The sequence below is a fragment of the Pseudomonas sp. XS1P51 genome (assembly GCF_054897845.1).
Window position 1 is genome coordinate 605,891 of the sequence record NZ_CM142707.1, and the last position, 14,121, is coordinate 620,011.

15 protein-coding genes and 1 pseudogene are annotated in these 14,121 nt (G+C 60.0%); 6 read left to right on the forward strand and 10 right to left on the reverse strand.

Annotated features, from left to right (window positions below):
- The first annotated feature begins 13 nt into the window (after window positions 1-13).
- Genes tolQ through ACYZUD_RS02915 form a run of 3 tightly spaced genes read left to right on the forward strand, consistent with a single transcriptional unit; the run spans window position 14 to window position 1,969 of the window.
- Complete coding sequence (gene tolQ, locus ACYZUD_RS02905) at window positions 14-715, forward strand: protein TolQ (RefSeq protein ID WP_462022516.1); 702 nt, start codon at window positions 14-16, stop codon at window positions 713-715.
- 13 nt (window positions 716-728) lie between these two features.
- Window positions 729-1,175 carry a protein TolR gene (gene tolR, locus ACYZUD_RS02910; protein ID WP_462022517.1) on the forward strand — a complete coding sequence of 149 codons (447 nt, stop codon included), beginning with the start codon at window positions 729-731 and terminating at the stop codon, window positions 1,173-1,175.
- Complete coding sequence (locus ACYZUD_RS02915; protein ID WP_462022518.1) at window positions 1,172-1,969, forward strand: energy transducer TonB; 798 nt, start codon at window positions 1,172-1,174, stop codon at window positions 1,967-1,969. The genes tolR and ACYZUD_RS02915 overlap by 4 nt, the downstream gene beginning before the upstream one ends.
- Window positions 1,970-2,062: 93 nt before the next feature.
- On the opposite strand, the gene ACYZUD_RS02920 is transcribed toward ACYZUD_RS02915, so the two are convergent.
- The 3 genes from ACYZUD_RS02920 to ACYZUD_RS02930 all read right to left on the reverse strand — a co-directional run bounded on the left by ACYZUD_RS02920 (window position 2,063) and on the right by ACYZUD_RS02930 (window position 4,063).
- On the reverse strand, window positions 2,063-2,476 hold the full coding sequence (locus ACYZUD_RS02920) for a VOC family protein (RefSeq protein WP_128869654.1): 414 nt from the start codon (window positions 2,474-2,476) through the stop codon (window positions 2,063-2,065).
- An 89-nt stretch (window positions 2,477-2,565) separates the two neighbouring features.
- Complete coding sequence (locus tag ACYZUD_RS02925; protein ID WP_462022519.1) at window positions 2,566-3,225, reverse strand: TetR/AcrR family transcriptional regulator; 660 nt, start codon at window positions 3,223-3,225, stop codon at window positions 2,566-2,568.
- Complete coding sequence (locus ACYZUD_RS02930) at window positions 3,212-4,063, reverse strand: 3-hydroxybutyryl-CoA dehydrogenase (RefSeq protein ID WP_462022520.1); 852 nt, start codon at window positions 4,061-4,063, stop codon at window positions 3,212-3,214. The genes ACYZUD_RS02925 and ACYZUD_RS02930 overlap by 14 nt, the downstream gene beginning before the upstream one ends.
- Before the next feature lie 166 nt (window positions 4,064-4,229).
- On the opposite strand from ACYZUD_RS02930, the gene ACYZUD_RS02935 reads away from it, so the two are divergent.
- A complete protein-coding gene (locus ACYZUD_RS02935) occupies window positions 4,230-5,246 on the forward strand; it encodes an AraC family transcriptional regulator (protein WP_462022521.1) in 1,017 nt (338 codons plus the stop codon).
- A 120-nt stretch (window positions 5,247-5,366) separates the two neighbouring features.
- On the opposite strand, the gene ACYZUD_RS02940 is transcribed toward ACYZUD_RS02935, so the two are convergent.
- The 3 genes from ACYZUD_RS02940 to ACYZUD_RS02950 are packed head-to-tail and all read right to left on the reverse strand — an operon-like array spanning window position 5,367 to window position 6,589.
- Window positions 5,367-6,017 (reverse strand): hypothetical protein, encoded by a 651-nt coding sequence (locus ACYZUD_RS02940; RefSeq protein WP_462022522.1) that lies wholly within the window; start codon window positions 6,015-6,017, stop codon window positions 5,367-5,369.
- On the reverse strand, window positions 6,010-6,321 hold the full coding sequence (locus ACYZUD_RS02945) for a DUF6932 family protein (RefSeq protein WP_462022523.1): 312 nt from the start codon (window positions 6,319-6,321) through the stop codon (window positions 6,010-6,012). The genes ACYZUD_RS02940 and ACYZUD_RS02945 overlap by 8 nt, the downstream gene beginning before the upstream one ends.
- Entirely contained in the window at window positions 6,299-6,589 is a 291-nt protein-coding gene (locus ACYZUD_RS02950) for a DUF6932 family protein (RefSeq protein ID WP_462022524.1), read from the reverse strand. The genes ACYZUD_RS02945 and ACYZUD_RS02950 overlap by 23 nt, the downstream gene beginning before the upstream one ends.
- Before the next feature lie 170 nt (window positions 6,590-6,759).
- Between ACYZUD_RS02950 and ACYZUD_RS02955 the strand changes: the two genes are divergently transcribed.
- Window positions 6,760-8,574, forward strand: a complete 1,815-nt coding sequence (locus ACYZUD_RS02955) for an ABC transporter ATP-binding protein (RefSeq protein ID WP_462022525.1) — start codon at window positions 6,760-6,762, stop codon at window positions 8,572-8,574.
- A gap of 3 nt (window positions 8,575-8,577) precedes the next feature.
- On the opposite strand, the gene ACYZUD_RS02960 is transcribed toward ACYZUD_RS02955, so the two are convergent.
- The 3 genes and pseudogenes from ACYZUD_RS02960 to ACYZUD_RS02970 form a co-directional block, all read right to left on the reverse strand.
- Complete coding sequence (locus tag ACYZUD_RS02960; protein WP_462022526.1) at window positions 8,578-9,534, reverse strand: alpha/beta hydrolase; 957 nt, start codon at window positions 9,532-9,534, stop codon at window positions 8,578-8,580.
- A gap of 210 nt (window positions 9,535-9,744) precedes the next feature.
- Window positions 9,745-10,744, reverse strand: a pseudogene (locus tag ACYZUD_RS02965) (NAD(P)H-quinone oxidoreductase).
- 51 nt (window positions 10,745-10,795) lie between these two features.
- Window positions 10,796-12,010 carry a YbfB/YjiJ family MFS transporter gene (locus ACYZUD_RS02970; RefSeq protein ID WP_462022527.1) on the reverse strand — a complete coding sequence of 405 codons (1,215 nt, stop codon included), beginning with the start codon at window positions 12,008-12,010 and terminating at the stop codon, window positions 10,796-10,798.
- 112 nt (window positions 12,011-12,122) lie between these two features.
- Here ACYZUD_RS02970 and ACYZUD_RS02975 point away from each other — a divergent pair, with 112 nt between their 5' ends.
- Window positions 12,123-12,998, forward strand: a complete 876-nt coding sequence (locus ACYZUD_RS02975) for a LysR family transcriptional regulator (protein WP_462022528.1) — start codon at window positions 12,123-12,125, stop codon at window positions 12,996-12,998.
- Between the two features lie 115 nt (window positions 12,999-13,113).
- Here ACYZUD_RS02975 and ACYZUD_RS02980 read toward each other — a convergent pair whose 3' ends face one another.
- Window positions 13,114-13,836 carry a pirin family protein gene (locus ACYZUD_RS02980; protein ID WP_462022529.1) on the reverse strand — a complete coding sequence of 241 codons (723 nt, stop codon included), beginning with the start codon at window positions 13,834-13,836 and terminating at the stop codon, window positions 13,114-13,116.
- Between the last annotated feature and the right edge of the window lie 285 nt (window positions 13,837-14,121).

Sequence of the window (14,121 nt, forward strand, 5' to 3'; positions counted from 1 at the left end):
AGGAGTTTCACCCATGCAGGCCACACTCGAACACATGACGATCTGGGGGCTGATCAGCGACGCCAGTCTGCTGGTCAAGGCGGTCATGCTCATCCTGCTGCTGGCGTCGTTGCTCAGTTGGTACCTGATCATCCAGTGCAGCCGTGTGCTGCAACGCCGCGAGCGGCAGATGAACGCCTTTGTGCAACGCTTTCGCGGTGCCTCGGACCTGATGCCGCTGTACCGGGAAACCGCTGACAGCGAGAGCGGCGTGGAACCGATTTTTCACGCAGGGCTTCACGAGTTCAGTCATCTCAACCAACACGCGGGTAACTCCGCCGACGTCGTACTCGAAGGCGTGGAGCGAGCACTGTATGTGGCCATCAGCGAGCAAGAGATTCGGCTGGAAAAGGGGTTGCAGTTTCTGGCCACGGTCGGTTCGGTCAGCCCTTACATCGGCCTGTTCGGCACCGTGTGGGGGATCATGAATTCCTTCCTCGGCCTGTCCCAGGTGCAGCAAGCGACGCTGTCGACCGTGGCGCCGGGCATCGCCGAGGCGCTGATCGCCACGGCCATCGGCTTGTTTGCGGCGATTCCGGCGGTGATTGCCTATAACCGTTTTTCCTCCCGCAGCCAGACCTTGCTGACCCGTTACTACGCCTTCGGCAATGAGCTTCAGGTGCGCCTGCATCGCAAATTGCACGGTGTGCCGTTGAACCTGGCCGCTGCGGCCTGAGAGGAGCGTGAAGATGCTGGTCAGACCGCAACGCAAGCACGGGCCCAAGGCCGAAATGAACGTCGTGCCGTACATCGATGTGATGTTGGTGCTGCTGGTGATTTTCATGGTCACCGCGCCGATGCTGACCCAAGGGGTGAAGGTCGAACTGCCCAAGGTCGCCAGCGAGGCCCTGGCCACGGACACCCGCCAACAAATCCTGACCTTGTCGGTGAAAGCCGAAGGCGGCTATTACTGGAACCTTGGCGGCGAACTCGACACTCAACACCAGACCGACAGCGCCGTGACGCTCGACGATATGCGCGGGAAGGTTGCCCGGATTGTTGCCGAGCATCGTGACACCCAGGTTTACATCCGTGCCGACAAGGAGGCCGGTTATGGCCGCGTGGTCGCGGCCATGGCGGCGCTTCAGCAGGGCGGCGTCAGCAATCTCGGGCTGGTGACCGAGGCCCCGCAATGACGGCGATGATCATGCACACTCCCTCGATGATGTTGCAGAGCCGGGTTCGCAGTGGGTTCTGGCAGAACAGCCTGGCGGCGAGTCTGGCGGTGGCGTTGCATGCGATCGTCCTGGCGTTGCTGGTGCACGGGTGGACGATCGAGAAGCCTCCCGTCGAACAGCCCTCCGTGTTGAGGACCCAACTGGTGATGTTGTCCCCGGCCCCCCAGCCAGAGGCACCTGAACCAGCGCCTGCGGTGGTCGAGCCGACACCGCCCGAACCGGTTGTCGCAGCGCCCGTCAAACCCGCAGTCGATCCGCAGATCCAGGCACAAAAACTTGAACAGGCCACCGTGGCGCGCAAACGGGTCGAAGACAAGAAGCGCGAGCAGCAAGCCGAGCAACAACGTCAACGTCAGGAGATGGAGGCGCGAAACCGCGAGGCCGAACAACAACGCCTCGCCCGGCAGCAGGCGCAACAGGCTGAACAGGCGCGGCTGACGGCCGAACGTGCTCGCCAACAAGCGGCGCAAACCACGGCCGACAGTCGCCAGTACCTGCCCTTGAGCAAGGAAGCGCCGGACTATCCGCAGCGCGCACTGGACAAGAACATCGAAGGCGACTGCACTGTGGAATACACCGTCAACCCGCAGGGCAACGTCGAAAATCCCAGGGTGCTCGACGGCTGCCATCCGCTGTTCATACGTCCATCACTGGCCGCCGCCAACACCTTTCGTTATCAGCCGAAAGTCGTCGACGGTCAGGTGGTTGCGGTGCCGGCGGTGCGTAATACGTTCCACTATCGGATCAAATGAACCCTGGTCATGCCAGTAACTCAACCCCTGTAGCAGCAGGCTTCGCCAGCTGCTACAGGGGGCGCGTTACGGCTCAACTGACGGGCATTAGTCTCACTGATCCTTCTCGCAATTAACCATCCACGACACACCAAATCGATCGACCAGCATTCCGAAACGCGCGGCCCAGAACGTGGCTTCCAGTGGCATTTGCACCTTGCCGTCTTCCGCCAATGCCGTGAAGACCCGCTCCGCCTCGGCAATGCTGTCGACATTCAGCGAGACTGAACAACCGGCCATTTCATCCGTGGGGCGATCCGGTGTGGTGTCCGAACCCATGATCGCCTGATCGCCCACCGACAGGCGCGTGTGGATGATCAGGTTGTGCAGGTCCGCCGGAAAATGCTCGCGCGCCGGGCTTTCACCGAAGGTCATCATCATTTCGATCTGGCCTTGCAGGGCTTGGGCATAGAAGGTGAAGGCGGCTTTACAGTCGCCATTGAAGATGAGGTAGGGATTGATTTTCATGTTGGGCTCCCGGTCGTTGAGAGGTACACATCGGTTGGACGACGGGTTCGTCAGTGAATTCCGATGGCATCGACTCGGGTAGCAAAGCGCTAAATCGCAGCGGGTGTCCGGGTTTTTTTAGATGTTTTTTCTATGGCCGGGGCGAGGCTTATCGCCTCATGTGTACGTCGTGGCGCCAGCAACCGCTCGATGGCGCCGCTCACCATGTTTTCCATCAGCTCATCGCGTTCGCGTTCATCCAGCGAATAGTGCGTCAGCCAACTGGGCGCGCTGTTGAGCAAGGCGCCAATGGCATGACCGGCGGCCAACAGGCCCTGTTCGCTGAATCGGGACCGGACGCCGAGCATCAGCAGCAACTTGCGTTCGTACTGCTCGCGCAATTGTCGAACCCGTTCCTGCTGTTCTTCATTCAGGCAGCCACTGTCGCGCTCCACCAGGCGAAAATGCCAGGGCATTTCCTGATGCAGATTGAGGTGCGCGCGGATCAGTTGGTTGAGCCTGTCGCGTTTTGCCGGGGCCTTTTGCTCGATGCGCCCCAGGGTGGCCAGCAGTTCTTCGTAGAATTCCTCGATCAGGTCGAGCAGTAAGTGCTGTTTGCTGGGGTAATGGTGATACAGCGAGCCCGGAGCGAGCCCCAGGCAGGTCGCGAGCTCACGCATGCCGACCTGACCGAAACCTTTGCTGGCAAAGAGCTCCAGCACCTTGTCCCGGTATTCGGCGAAACGTGAGCACCGCTCAGGCATAGGCATGGAAGCCACGCCCCGTCTTGCGTCCCAGGTAGCCGGCGGCGACCATTTCCTTGAGCAGTGGAGCGGGGCGGTATTTGCTGTCGTTGAAGCCGTCGTAGAAGGCTTCAAGGATCGCCAGCACGGTGTCCAGGCCGATCAGGTCCGCCAACGCCAGCGGGCCGATCGGCTGGTTGCAGCCCAGGCGCATGCCGGCGTCGATGTCTTCGGCGCTGGCCAGGCCTTCCTGAAACACCAGGATCGCTTCGTTGATCATCGGTACCAGAATCCGGTTCACCACGAAGCCTGGGCGGTTGCCGGCGGTGATCGCGGTTTTGCCCAGTGTTGTGGCCATGTCCAACGCGAGGGCGTGGGTCGCGTCGCTGGTTTGCAGGCCGCGAATCACTTCGATCAGGCCCATCACCGGCACCGGGTTGAAGAAATGCAGGCCGATGAAGCGCTCAGGCTGGCTGACGCTGGCGGCGAGTTGGGTAATGGACAGCGACGACGTGTTGGAGGCAATCACACACTCAACAGATACCTGGGCGGCGATTTGTTGCAGCACGCGCAGTTTCAGGTCGAGGTTTTCGGTGGCGGCTTCGATCACCAGTTGCACGTTCTGCAGGCTGCTGTAATCGGTGCTGGTGCGAATCCTGTCGAGGGCGGCGAACTTTTGCTCCTGGGTCAGCGTGTCCTTGGCGACCTGCCGATCGAGGTTTTTGCTGACGGTCGAGACAGCCTTTTGCAAGGCGCTTTCGGAGATGTCGATCAAGGTCACGTCGAAGCCGGCCAGGGCGCAGACTTGCGCAATGCCGTTGCCCATGGTGCCTGCGCCGATCACGCCAATGTTTTGCAGATTCATGTACACATCCTTCCGGTCAAACCCTGCGATACCTTGGCCGCCGCAACGGCCGAAGGCGTACTATTGGCCGCGAGTCTAGAACCGGCAGGGCGGTTGTCCTATGCCGAAACTGTTCAACGGTGCTGGTGTTTTTTGCCATTCGGATGATGGGGAGAGAAGCGTTCACATGCGGGAAAAGGACTCGGTGGCTGCCTACTTCGTGCAGGCAATGATCCATGGGCTGGGGGACAATCCGCAGCGCTTGAGGGGCGCGCTGGAACAGGCGGGCATCGACCCGGCGTTGATGGAACAGCCCACGGCGCGGGTTCCGGCCAGTGCGTTTGCCGCGCTGTGGCTGATCCAGATCCGCGAGCTCAACGACGAGTTCTTCGGCCTCGACTCCCACGGCATGCCGCCGGGCAGCTTTGCGCTGATCTGCCGGGCATTGATCCAGGAGCCCGATCTGCACAAAGCCATGCGCCAGTGCCTGGCCAACTTTGCACTGTTCCTCCACGACTTTCGCGGCACGCTGGCCGTGCGCGGCAAACGGGCGGTCATCAGCCTGCAGACCCACGCGCAAAACGACGAGGTCAGTCGATTGGGCGAAGAGACGTTTCTGGTGTTGATGATCAGTCTGCTGTGCTGGCTGGGTGGGCGGCGCATCCCCATCGATCGCGCGGACTTTCGCCATGAGCGCGTGTCTCTCTGCGATGACCGTTTGCTCTGGGGCCCCAACCTGACCTTTGGCACCGAACGCACCGAAATCGAATTCGCCAGCCACTACCTGCGACTGCCGGTGGTTCAGGACCTGGCCTCGTTGAAAGTGTTTTTGCGCACCGCACCGCAATGGCTGGTGATCCGATTCCGCAACCAGCATGGCCTGGCGTCGCAGGTTCATCAGCGCCTGCGCCACAGCCATTACAGCGAATGGCCGACCTTGCAGGCCTTCGCCCTGGAACAGCACCTGAGCCCCAGCACCTTCCGCCGAAAACTGGAGCGTGAAGGCTGTTCGTACCAGGAGATCAAGGATGAAGTGCGGCGCGGGGTCGCGTTTGAACGGTTGCGCCAGAGCAAGGCGAGCATCAGCGATATCGCCGAACAGCTGGGTTTTCAGGAGCCGAGTGCGTTTCATCGGGCGTTCAAGAAGTGGACGGGAGAGAGTCCGGGGCGGTATCGGGCGCGGTTTCAGAAAGCACTGGATTAAGTGCTACCACTTGAGCCAAGTGCCCTGGCTAGTTCAGGTTTTATCCACGACTCAAAAATCAGCCCACAGTTTTTAATGAAATGCGGGCTGTTCTCTCACAGGTACGGTTGAGCTTCAGTATCAATCTGTCCAAGGAAACCGTTGCAGCATATAGCGAGGTTTGCTGGAGCCAATTCTCTTGGCGCTCAATGTGATGTTGAAGGTCTTATAGAGATGCAGATTCACAGCATTGGGGTCAGGAATCTCTCTCGGAATTCCTCCGTAAATCACCGAGCCATCAGAAGTTCTGAATTCGAACGCCCGCTTGTCCGGGAGCGCTCCTATAAACTCTCCAGTAAATGTCTCTGTTGTTTCCTTGATGTTGTCCAGGCTCAGTCGAGCTTTGCTCCGGCGGACTTGTTCGCTATCAGCGAACTGAAACCTCCTGGTGCGGGTAGTCAGCGAGCAAGAAGCATCATAGCTGGATAGCTTTGCCAAAAAATCTGAAACGCTGGATATGGCCCTATCAGCGAGCCGCGAGACGGGTTCGGATAGCTCTTCATCACTTTTGGTGGTTGCTTCGAGTAATTCGGTTATCAGGTCGATTGCTTGGGTAAGGATTACCTTTGCGGGCTGGTATGTATCCTGACCGTTCGCTTCAAGATACGATTTCGCCTCATCGATTCGAGAACGAATAGACATCGCAGATAGCTTGCTGAGTCCTGGTTTGGCCAGCTGCTTCTCAAGGAAAAGAAGCTCCGCGGATCTGTGCAGATACTCGTTCCTATTCATGAGTGAGCTCCTGTTTTCGAGCTGCCAGCATGGCCAGTGTTACTTGATCTTGCTGGGGATCAAGATCAACTCGTAGAAATCCCTTCCACTGCTTTGATCTTCGATGGGCCCACATGCTGTACCAGTACGATGTCATTTCCACCAAACGCTCTGGTGCATCACGGAGAGATTGAACATAAAAATCAACTTTAAACTGATGTTTTATGAAGGACTGATCCTCAGGGGGCGCACCCAGTAATCTTAGTTGATCGGGCTGCAGACCGTCATAGAACTCGTCCCCTTCAACTAGTGAAGGTAACGACATCGATGTCTCTTGGGGCGCGCTGATCAGTTAGCTCAATGTGTTCCGTAAAGCTACCGTTCAGCCATTGGAAACCTTCAGCCATGCCAATTTTATGCAGCTCGGAGCGGTGTGAGAGATAGCCTTCCAAAATAACACATCGGTCCAGACTGGTTGCGAAGCGCTCCACGAATGCCAGGAGATCGACTTCATAGGGCGATCTATCCATCCCGGCAGGGTTCTGTTCATTGATGGGAGGGAGAAGCCCCTCCGGATTCCACTCAGGGATCAATTTCGGCCTCCTTGCGCACTGGTCCGATAATTGATCGATCCTCATCGGACGTGCGCTCAGCGTCAAGCGGACAAACGTTACAGTTGTTGCGCACCCACGCCACTGCCCGGCTGAAGTACCATGGCGCGTTGTCGTGATCATCGTCTGTTCTTCGTCGAGTCCATTGCCCTATGCCTGCTGCCCTTGACCGCGTCACCTCGTTGCTCGACCAGGCCAGACGCGCCTTGCTGCTGGTCTGGGGAACGTCTCGCGGGTTGTTTCTCGGTCTGGTGCTGGCAACCCTGATCGCCGGTGTCCTCCCGGCGCTGGCCGCCTGGCTGGGTCAACGCATCGTCGACGCAGTGGTCTTCGCCATGCAGTTGCACGCGCAACAGGGCAGTGCGCCGTTGTGGCCGGTGGTGCGTTACGTGCTGTTCGAGGCGGGTGTGCTCGCGTTGCTGTCCGGGACCCAGCGGGCGCTGTCGGTCCAGCAGTCGTTGTTGCGGGTGCAGTTGGGGCAGAAGGTCAACACGATGATTCTGGAGAAGGCCCAGACGTTGTCGCTGGTGCAGTTCGAGAATTCCGAGTTTTACGACAAGCTGGTGCGGGTGCGGCGCGAGGCGTCGACCCGGCCGTTGGCGCTGGTGATGAAGTCGCTGGGGCTGATCCAGAACCTGATCGTGCTGATCAGCTTCGGCGTGTTGCTGGTGCATTTTTCACCGTGGGCGCTGGTGTTGCTGGTGGTCGGTGCGTTGCCGGTGTTCTTTGCCGAGGCGCATTTTTCCGGGGATGCCTTCCGGCTGTTCACCCGGCGCGCGCCGGAGAGTCGGCAGCAGAGTTACATCGAGACGTTACTGTCCCACGAGGGCTATATCAAAGAGGTCAAGCTGTTCGGTTTTGCGCCGCTGCTGTTGAAGCGGTATCGCGAGACGTTTGCGCGTCTTTATGCCGAAGACCGCCGGCTGACGTTGCGCCGGGATGGCTGGGGATTTGCCTTGGGTCTGCTCGGTACCGGCGCGTTTTATCTGGCCTATGCCTGGGTCGTGGTCGATACCGTCCATGGCAGCATCACGCTCGGGCAGATGACCATGTATCTGGTGCTGTTCAAGCAGGGGCAGACGGCGGTGAGCAGCAGCCTGAGTGCCATCAGCGGTCTTTACGAGGATGGGCTCTATCTGTCGAGTCTCTATGAATACCTGGCCGAACCCGTTGTGGCGGATACCGGTAACCTGACGGTGGGTGCGGTGCCCGGCGACGGTCTGCGTTTCGAGAATGTCGGCTTCACCTATCCGGGTGCCAGCCGCGCCGCACTGGAAGGGATCGATCTGCATCTGGTGCCAGGGCATAGCGTTGCGCTGGTGGGGGAAAACGGTTCGGGCAAGACCACGCTGATCAAGCTACTGACGCGTCTTTACCGTCCGGATGAAGGTCGCATTCTGTTGGACGGCAGCGACTTGCAGGTGTGGGAAGAAGACGCGCTGCGTCGGCGCATCGGCGTGATTTTCCAGGATTACATCCGTTACCAGTTCTCCGTCGGCGAGAACATCGGCGTTGGCGACACCCTGGCGTTCAACGATGAACAGCGCTGGCAGGAGGCTGCCGCCGAGGGTATGGCCGCGCCGTTCATCGAGCGGCTGGACCGAGGGTATGCCACGCAATTGGGGCGGTGGTTTGCCGGTGGGCAGGAACTGTCCGGCGGGCAATGGCAGAAGATCGCCTTGTCCCGCGCTTACATGCGCCGTGACGCCGATATCCTGATTCTGGATGAACCGACTTCGGCCCTCGACCCTGCGGCGGAAGCCGCGGTGTTCGAGCATTTCAGTCAGCATACCGAAGGCCGGATGACGCTGCTGATATCCCACCGGTTTTCCAGCGTGCGCAATGCCGACCACATCATCGTGCTGGATCAGGGCGCGATCCTTGAGCGCGGCGATCACGACAGTCTGGTCGCGGCAGGCGGGAGTTATGCGCAACTGTTCAACTTGCAGGCCCAAGGTTATCGATAGCCTTCAGGAGTCCTGAGCGGTCCGGGTCACTGTCGGCCCGGCCATTTGCGGCGGTTTTGCCTTCATCAGACCTTCAAGTGCCTGGCGATACTGTGTACCGCCCAGGCTCATGCTGTTGTTGTGCGTACCTCCCGGCACCAGCAACAGGCGCTTGGGTTCGTTGGCGGCGTTGAACAACTGCTGGCTGAATCGCGAGGGCATGAACGGGTCGGCCAGGCCGTGGACCACCAGCAGGGGCATGTCGATGTCGACGATCTTGTCGATGGAGTCGAATTTCTGTGACAGCAGCCAGCGTACGGGCAGCCATTTCACCGGCAGGTTGCTGTCGGCCACTTGCGCCACCGCATCGCCCAGTGAGGTGAAGGTGGACTCGATCACCAGACCGCGCACCGGCACCGTGCCATGCTCCTTTTTCGCCTGGGCAGCCAGGTCAGCCGCGAGGTCGATGGCCACCGCGCCGCCCAGGGAGTGGCCATAGATCAGACGCTTGTTGGCGTCCGGTTGCATCGCCGCGAAGCGCTCCCACGCGGCGTGAGCGTCTTCGTAAACACTGGCTTCGGACGGCAGATCACCCTTGCTCTGGCCAAACCCTCGGTAGTCGATGGCCAGCACCGAATAGCCCATGGCCCGCAATTGCTCGATGCGGAACGCCTGGCCGGTCAGGTTCCAGCGCACGCCGTGCAAGTAGAGGATCGACGGCGCATCGCGACGCGCGGCCGGCCACCACCAGGCATGCAGGTTTTGCCCGGCCTTGAAGCTGGCGGGCTTGATGTCGAATTCCTGGACGTCCTGCGGCAAGCCGCGATACCAACCGGCCGTGCCTGGCTCAATACGAAACAGCAACTCTCGTTCCTTGTACTTGAGCGCGCCGCAACCCGCAGGCAGACCGACGATCAGCGCGGCCATGCACAGCAGCGGCAGCCAGCGTCGGCGCAGACGAGCGAGAAGGGAAGCGGGCATCGGGTGCTCCACTGACAAAAAACTGAAGCTCGGGTTTTAACAGAAGCCTGATGGGGATGGGGAAAATTTCGACGATCGTTCACCTTCCCCCTGCGGGAACGAGCCTGTTCGCGAAAGGGGGCATGACATTCAGCATTGATGCCGTCTGACATGCCGCCTTCGCGAGCAGGCTCGCTCCCACAGGGTTGCGCGTCGATTCAAGGTTGCGGATCAATCCACCCGCAACACAATCTTGCCAATGTGATCGCCACCCTCCATCCGCGCATGAGCCTGCGCCGCATCGGCCAACGGATAGACCTTGTCGATCATCGGCAGGCAACGCCCGGCGGCCAGTACTGGCCAGACATATTCACGCAGCTGTTCGGCGATCGAGGCTTTTTCTTCGCGGGTGCGTGAGCGCATCAGTGATGCCGGTGATCGTCGCGCGTTTTCCCATGATCGCCATCAAATCGACGTCTTTGGTGTGGGCGCCGCCGAGGAAGCCCAGCATCACCAGCCGACCGTCCATACCCAGCGCCGCGATGTTCGAGTTCAGGTACGAGCCGCCCATGATGTCGAGGATCACATTGACGCCTTTGCCGGCGGTTTTTTCCTGGATGACCTGGGCGAAGTCCTGATCGCGATAGTTGATCGCCTCGGCCCCCAGTTTGCGAATCGCCGCGCACTTGTCCTCACTGCCCGCCGTGGCGAAGGCCTTGACGCCGAATTCGCAACACAACATCAGGGCGGTCGTGCCGATGCCGCTGGTGCCGCCGTGAATCAAGGCACGCTGGCCTTTGCTGGCACCGCCGATGTCGAACAGGTTCGCCCACACCGTGAAGAACGTTTCCGGGACGGCCGCCGCTTGTACCCAATCCATGCCATCAGGCATCGGCAAGGTCTGGCTGGCCGGGGCGACGCAGTATTGTGCGTAGCCGCCGCCGTTGGTCAGTGCGCAGACGTTGTCTCCAACGATAAATTCGCTGACGTCTTTACCGACCGCCACCACTTCACCGGCCACTTCCAGTCCGGGGATCGAGCTCATGCCTGGTTTCATCGGATACTTGCCGGCCCGTTGAATCACGTCGGGGCGATTGACCCCGGCGGCGTGCACGCGAATCAGCACTTCGCCCACACCGGCGGTCGGCACCGGCTCCTGGCGCGGCTTTAATACTTCGGGACCGCCGGGTTCGGTGATTTCGATCAGGGTCATGGTTGGGGGCAGATTCATGTCGGCGTCCTGTTGTGAGGTATTCAGTAGATGGGACCGCGTCTTCACGCATCATGGACAACTCACCCGAACCAGTCGATCACGACGATTGACCAGGCGCATGCCCTGTTCCAGCAGCAGCGCCACGACAATGGCACCCGCCGCAATGATGAACAACAACCCATGATGGCCGCCGCTGGCATTGAACAACGCCGAATAGGCAAACCCGGCAATCGCCTGGAACGTGGCGAACGACACCGTGGCGCGACTCCAGGCAATCTGCTGCTGGTGATGGTTCGGGATCAACTCGTGCACCCGGGCCAGCGCCAACGGCACGATGCCGGGCGGGAAGGAGCCGAGGATCACCGCCAGCAAGGCCAGTGTGGTGAATGAACTGGAGATCGACAGCAAACCGACGGCAATCGCCTGCACCACCAGCACCAGGCGAATGCTTAGCCGTGCGCCCAGTTTGTCGGCCAGAAAACCGTAACTTACCGGCCCGATTATCGCGCCCAGGCCGTACATCACCCAGATGAGCGCTCCGACGTGCGATCCGGCACCAAGACCGCGGGCGACGTAATCCACCAGAAACACCATGGCGGGCACGAGCCCGGCGGCCATGAACGCGTATTGAGCGAACAACAGGTAAACCCGTGGATCGGTCGGTGCTTTTGATTCGTCGACGGATGAAGTGAGGGTCGCAGCGTGCGTGGCTGAAGGCCAACCGAACCAGCTCGCGGCGGTCAGCACCAGTGACAGCACACCCAGACCGAACCAGGTGTCCTGCAAGCCAAGGCTCAACAGCGGTGGAACAATCGTTCCCGATCCGGCAATGCCCAAACCGATGCCCAGAAAGATCGCGCCGCTGGCCAGCCCTCGACGGGACGCCGGCACATGCGGCAACACGGTCGCGGCCACTAACACCATTATCGCGCCCCCGGCGATGCCCGACAGCAGGCGCCAGCCGAAGAACCAGCTCACCGACAACGCAAAGCCACAGGCAAAAAACGACAGCGTCACCGCCACCATCATCAAGCGCAGGGCGTTTTTGTTGGAGGTGCGACGGGCCAGCGGATGGCCGATCAGCGCACCGATCAGGTAACCCACCAGATTGGCGGCACCGAGGTACACCACGTCGCTGGCGGAAAACCAGTGAGCCTGGATCAACGAAGGAATCAACGGCGTGTAAGCAAATCGCGCCAGGCCAATGCTGACCAGGCTGGCACAGAGACCGGCGAAGATCGGCAACCAGATCGCGCTGCGTGGAGTGGTTGATGTACTGAGCATGGGCGTTGTCCTGTGGATTTTTCTCTGGTGCCCAGCTTATCCAGATTTGTTGATGCATTAACGCAGCGATTTTGCGATATTGTGATGCGTGTATGCATCGGTGGAGAACCGTATGAATTGGGATGACGCCAGGGTCTTTCTGGCGGTTTGCCGCGAATCGACGCTGCGCGGTGCGGCACGTGTGCTGGGGGTTGATCAGGCCACGGTCGGTCGACGGATCACTGCACTGGAAAAGTCCTTGAGTGCGACGCTGTTCCTGCGCACCTCAGAAGGCTACGCGCTGACCGCTGTCGGCGAGGCTGCGCTGAAAGCCGTGGAAAAGATGGAGCATTCAGCGCTTGAACTGGAGCGCCAGATTCAAGGCCTCGACGACCGCCTGACCGGTGTCGTTCGGGTCAGCACCACGGACTCCATGGCCCTCGACTTCCTGATCCCGGCCATTGCTCGCTTGCATGAGCGGCACCCCGATGTGCGGGTGCAACTCGATGCCTCGACGCAAATTCTCAGCCTGGCGAAACGCGAAGCCGACATCGCCGTGCGCAACACCCGGCCAGACAACCCGGACCTGATCGCCCGGCGCATCGCGCGCTGGCCGGTGGGCCTGTTTGCATCGCAAGCCTACGTAGACGCGTACGGCGCGCCGGAGCCGGGCTCGGCGTTCGAGGGGCATGACCTGGTGGTGTATCAGCCGTACTTGCAGGGCAACAAGGACATGACGCTGGTTTCGGAGCCGCTGGGTCGCGGGCGGATCGTGTCGAGCCTGAGTTCAAGCCTGCTGGTGCGCCGATCCATTGCCGCCGGGATCGGGGTGGGGGAAATTCCGGTGTACATGGGGGAGAGGGACGGGCTGGTCAGGCTGTGGCCGGAACGCACGCGACCGTTACCGTATGACGTCTGGCTGGTGACTCACGCGGACTTGCGGCATACCGCCAGGGTCCGCGCGGTCATCGATGAAATTGTTGCGGTGTTTTCGGGGACGGGTGAGTAAAGGTTGAAAAAGATCGCAGCCTCGTTTCACTCGACAGCTCCTACATGGATTGATAAGCACCTGTAGGAGCTGTCGAGCGAAGCGAGGCTGCGATCTCTTGATCTTGCGATCAACGTTACGGCATCTGCGGCAGTTCCTGCGGACGCAGATCGAACACCAGCACTTCGGCATCCACGCCGTTGCTCAAGGTCAGCACCTGTTCTTCCCGAACCCGCACGCCGTCGCCTTCCTGCAACTGCACGCCGTTGAGTTCGACGCTACCCCGCGCCACATGCACATAGGCATAACGATTGGCTGCCAGCTCCAGGGTGGCGCTTTCCTTGCCGTCGATCAGTGCGGCATATACCCGCGCATCCTGACGCACTTTCAGCGAACCGTTTTTCCCGTCGGGGGAGATGATCAACTGCAAGCGCCCGCGTTTTTTCTGGGTGCTGAAATGCTCTTGTTGGTAACGCGGTTTGGCGCCGACGACCTCCGGAACAATCCAGATTTGCAGGAAGTGGACCGGCCGGGTCGCCGAGTGGTTGTACTCGCTGTGGGCCACGCCGCTGCCGGCACTCATCAATTGCACGTCACCGGGGCGAATCACCGAACCGGTACCCAACGTGTCCTTGTGTTCAAGGGCGCCTTCGATCACGTAGGAGAAAATCTCCATGTCGCGGTGCGGGTGTTGGCCGAAACCTTTGCCGGCGGCCACGCGGTCATCGTTGATCACCAGCAGGTCGGAAAAACCCTGCTCCTTGGGGTTGCGATAGTTGGCGAAGGAAAAGGTATGGAACGACTTCAACCAACCGTGATTGGCGGCACCGCGATCAGAGGCTTTGCGAAGGGTCAGCATGATGGAATCTCCTGTGGGGACGTTGATTCGTCCGACTGAGGAGAAGGTTAATGTTTACTGGTTGGTGCAATAAGTAGATGAAAATTGAATTACTGTCTCGTTGGGATTGACAGTAAGATGCGGTAGATCGGGTATTCTTATCCGACGCTCCATTCCTTGATGCCGTACGAGTACCGTTGTGGGAGCGAGCCTGCTCGCGAAAGCGCTCTGTCAGATGGCATCAGGTTTGAATGTCACATCGCCTTCGCGAGCAGGCTCCACACAGGTTTCTGTGTACGGCAGACT

Excerpts from the sequence above, each read along its gene's own strand:
- tolQ (WP_462022516.1), top strand. The coding sequence starts at position 14 with ATGCAGGCCACACTCGAACACATGACGATCTGGGGGCTGATCAGCGAC.
- tolR (WP_462022517.1), top strand. The coding sequence starts at position 729 with ATGCTGGTCAGACCGCAACGCAAGCACGGGCCCAAGGCCGAAATGAAC.
- ACYZUD_RS02915 (WP_462022518.1), top strand. The coding sequence starts at position 1,172 with ATGACGGCGATGATCATGCACACTCCCTCGATGATGTTGCAGAGCCGG.
- ACYZUD_RS02920 (WP_128869654.1), bottom strand. The coding sequence starts at position 2,476 with ATGAAAATCAATCCCTACCTCATCTTCAATGGCGACTGTAAAGCCGCC.
- ACYZUD_RS02925 (WP_462022519.1), bottom strand. The coding sequence starts at position 3,225 with ATGCCTATGCCTGAGCGGTGCTCACGTTTCGCCGAATACCGGGACAAG.
- ACYZUD_RS02930 (WP_462022520.1), bottom strand. The coding sequence starts at position 4,063 with ATGAATCTGCAAAACATTGGCGTGATCGGCGCAGGCACCATGGGCAAC.
- ACYZUD_RS02935 (WP_462022521.1), top strand. The coding sequence starts at position 4,230 with ATGCGGGAAAAGGACTCGGTGGCTGCCTACTTCGTGCAGGCAATGATC.
- ACYZUD_RS02940 (WP_462022522.1), bottom strand. The coding sequence starts at position 6,017 with ATGAATAGGAACGAGTATCTGCACAGATCCGCGGAGCTTCTTTTCCTT.
- ACYZUD_RS02945 (WP_462022523.1), bottom strand. The coding sequence starts at position 6,321 with ATGTCGTTACCTTCACTAGTTGAAGGGGACGAGTTCTATGACGGTCTG.
- ACYZUD_RS02955 (WP_462022525.1), top strand. The coding sequence starts at position 6,760 with ATGCCTGCTGCCCTTGACCGCGTCACCTCGTTGCTCGACCAGGCCAGA.
- ACYZUD_RS02960 (WP_462022526.1), bottom strand. The coding sequence starts at position 9,534 with ATGCCCGCTTCCCTTCTCGCTCGTCTGCGCCGACGCTGGCTGCCGCTG.
- ACYZUD_RS02970 (WP_462022527.1), bottom strand. The coding sequence starts at position 12,010 with ATGCTCAGTACATCAACCACTCCACGCAGCGCGATCTGGTTGCCGATC.
- ACYZUD_RS02975 (WP_462022528.1), top strand. The coding sequence starts at position 12,123 with ATGAATTGGGATGACGCCAGGGTCTTTCTGGCGGTTTGCCGCGAATCG.
- ACYZUD_RS02980 (WP_462022529.1), bottom strand. The coding sequence starts at position 13,836 with ATGCTGACCCTTCGCAAAGCCTCTGATCGCGGTGCCGCCAATCACGGT.